This window comes from Micrococcus sp. KRD077 (assembly GCF_017168505.1).
Taxonomy (GTDB): domain Bacteria; phylum Actinomycetota; class Actinomycetes; order Actinomycetales; family Micrococcaceae; genus Micrococcus; species Micrococcus luteus.
This window is the reverse complement of sequence record NZ_JABFAZ010000026.1, coordinates 1-3,509: the sequence shown is the minus strand read 5'-3', so window position 1 is coordinate 3,509 and position 3,509 is coordinate 1. Positions and strand designations below refer to the sequence as shown.

At 56.1% G+C, this 3,509-nt stretch carries 2 rRNA genes; both read left to right on the top strand.

The features are described from left to right. Positions 1–84 precede the first annotated feature (84 nt). A 23S ribosomal RNA gene (locus tag J1M39_RS07105) occupies positions 85–3,176 on the top strand. Positions 3,177–3,368: 192 nt separating this feature from the next. Continuing rightward, a 5S ribosomal RNA gene (gene rrf / locus J1M39_RS07100) occupies positions 3,369–3,485 on the top strand. Positions 3,486–3,509 lie beyond the last annotated feature (24 nt).

The following is a 3,509-nucleotide window of genomic DNA, read 5'->3' as shown; positions in this document are numbered from 1 at the left end:
CCCCCTGGGGTGGTGTGTGAGGTGTGGTGATGCCGAGAATGACATCTTAGTTAGATATTGCTCATTTGAGGACTTTCATTGTGTGTGAAAGTTTCCAAGGGCGCATGGTGGATGCCTTGGCAACAGGAGCCGAAGAAGGACGTGGGAATCTGCGATAAGCCTGGTGGAGTCGATAACCGGACGTTGAGACCAGGATTTCCGAATGGGGAAACCCCGCACGACGTGTCGTGTGACCCCCGGTTGAACACATAGACCGGGTGGAGGGAACGTGGGGAAGTGAAACATCTCAGTACCCACAGGAAGAGAAAACAAAAGTGATTCCGTTAGTAGTGGCGAGCGAACGCGGATGGGGCTAAACCGTATGTGTGTGATACCCGGCAGGGGTTGCATGTGCGGTGTTGTGGGCCCCTCCTTGTCATGTCTGCCGGCATGGCGCAGTGAGGTGCGGGCATATAGACGAACCAGTGTGGATGCTGGACCGTAGAGGGTGAGAGTCCCGTAGTCGAAATGTGTTCCGCCGCTGTTGGAGGGTTGCCCGAGTAGCACGGGGCCCGAGGAATCCCGTGTGAATCTGCCAGGACCACCTGGTAAGCCTGAATACTACCTGTTGACCGATAGCGGATCAGTACCGTGAGGGAATGGTGAAAAGTACCCCGGGAGGGGAGTGAAATAGTACCTGAAACCATGTGCCTACAAACCGTTGGAGCCTCCTTGTGGGGTGACAGCGTGCCTTTTGAAGAATGAGCCTGCGAGTTAGTGATACGTGGCGAGGTTAACCCGTGTGGGGAAGCCGTAGCGAAAGCGAGTCTGAATAGGGCGATTGAGTCGCGTGTCCTAGACCCGAAGCGGAGTGATCTACCCATGGCCAGGTTGAAGCGCGTGTAAGAGCGCGTGGAGGACCGAACCCACTTCAGTTGAAAATGGAGGGGATGAGCTGTGGGTAGGGGTGAAAGGCCAATCAAACTCCGTGATAGCTGGTTCTCCCCGAAATGCATTTAGGTGCAGCGTCACGTGTTTCTTCCCGGAGGTAGAGCTACTGGATGGACGATGGGCCCTACAAGGTTACTGACTTCAGCCAAACTCCGAATGCCGGGAAGTGAGAGCGTGGCAGTGAGACTGTGGGGGATAAGCTTCATAGTCGAGAGGGAAACAGCCCAGACCACCGGTTAAGGCCCCTAAGCGTGTGCTAAGTGGGAAAGGATGTGGAGTTGCTGAGACAACCAGGAGGTTGGCTTAGAAGCAGCCACCCTTGAAAGAGTGCGTAATAGCTCACTGGTCAAGTGATTCCGCGCCGACAATGTAGCGGGGCTCAAGTACACCGCCGAAACCGTGGCATTCAGTTTTGCTGGATGGGTAGGGGAGCGTCGTTCACGAGGTGAAGCCAGCGGGTAACTTCTGGTGGATTGTGGACGAGTGAGAATGCAGGCATGAGTAGCGAAAGACGGGTGAGAAACCCGTCCGCCGGATGACTAAGGGTTCCAGGGTCAAGCTAATCTGCCCTGGGTAAGTCGGGACCTAAGGCGAGGCCGACAGGCGTAGTCGATGGACAACGGGTTGATATTCCCGTACCAGTGAAGAACCGTCCATGTTGAGCCGGTGATACTAACCGCCCGAACCATCCCGAACCCCGTCTTTGACGGGGTCGGTGGTGGGGAGCGCGGGACCTGAACCGGGGAGGCAAGCGCATTAACAGGTGTGACGCAGGAAGGTAGCCGGGCCGGGCAATGGAAATGACCTGGTCTAAGGGTGTAGGGCTGCCGGTAGGTAAATCCGCCGGCTGTATGCCTGAGACCTGATGGGCGCCCACGTGGTGGGTGATCCGGTGATCCTATGCTGCCTAGAAAAGCATCGGCGCGAGGTTCAAACTGCCCGTACCCTAAACCGACACAGGTGGTCAGGTAGAGAATACTAAGGCGATCGAGAGAATCATGGTTAAGGAACTCGGCAAAATGCCCCCGTAACTTCGGGAGAAGGGGGGCCCCAACCTTGAGCACCACGTGCTGGTGTGAGGGGATCGGGGCCGCAGAGACCAGGGGGAAGCGACTGTTTATCAAAAACACAGGTCCATGCGAAGTCGTAAGACGATGTATATGGACTGACTCCTGCCCGGTGCTGGAAGGTTAAGGGGACCTGTTAGCTTCGGCGAAGCGGAGAACTTAAGCCCCAGTAAACGGCGGTGGTAACTATAACCATCCTAAGGTAGCGAAATTCCTTGTCGGGTAAGTTCCGACCTGCACGAATGGAGTAACGACTTCCCCGCTGTCTCAACCGTGAACTCGGCGAAATTGCATTACGAGTAAAGATGCTCGTTACGCGCAGAAGGACGGAAAGACCCCGTGACCTTTACTATAGTTTGGTATTGGTGTTCGGTGTGGCTTGTGTAGGATAGGTGGGAGACTGTGAAGCGGGCACGCCAGTGTTCGTGGAGTCGCCGTTGAAATACCACTCTGGTCACTCTGGATATCTAACTTCGGCCCGTGATCCGGGTCAGGGACAGTGCCTGATGGGTAGTTTAACTGGGGCGGTTGCCTCCTAAAATGTAACGGAGGCGCCCAAAGGTTCCCTCAGCCTGGTTGGCAATCAGGTGTCGAGTGCAAGTGCACAAGGGAGCTTGACTGTGAGAGTGGCAGCTCGAGCAGGGACGAAAGTCGGGACTAGTGATCCGGCGGCTCGTTGTGGAACGGCCGTCGCTCAACGGATAAAAGGTACCTCGGGGATAACAGGCTGATCTTGCCCAAGAGTCCATATCGACGGCATGGTTTGGCACCTCGATGTCGGCTCGTCGCATCCTGGGGCTGGAGTAGGTCCCAAGGGTTGGGCTGTTCGCCCATTAAAGCGGTACGCGAGCTGGGTTCAGAACGTCGTGAGACAGTTCGGTCCCTATCCTCTGCGCGCGTTGGAAATTTGAGAAGGTCTGTCCTTAGTACGAGAGGACCGGGACGGACGAACCTCTGGTATGTCAGTTGTACCGCCAGGTGCATGGCTGATTAGCTACGTTCGGGATGGATAACCGCTGAAAGCATCTAAGCGGGAAGCCGGCTTCGAGATGAGATTTCCTTGCCCCTTTGAGGGTGTGAGGCCCCCAGCTAGAACACTGGGTTGATAGGCTGGATGTGGAAGCGAGGACTGAAGACTCGTGAAGCTGACCAGTACTAATAGGCCGATGACTTACACACACTCTTATCCCATTGCTTGCTTCAAGGTGATGGGTTGGTGTTCGCGTCCACTGTGCGGTTGTCTGATTGCAACCGGCTGTCTGCTTGTTGGTGGGTGGTTGAGGTGTTTTGAGTTGAATAGTGTCACTGTTGTGTGACCCGTAGGTTTCCCTGCTGTTGCCCGTGTTGAGGGTGGTGGTGTGGGGTTAGGGTTACGGCGGTCATAGCGTGGGGGAAACGCCCGGTTCCATTCCGAACCCGGAAGCTAAGGCCCACAGCGCCGATGGTACTGCAGCCGGGAGGTTGTGGGAGAGTAGGTCGCCGCCGGACATTCTTTGAGGGAGGGCCTCGCAC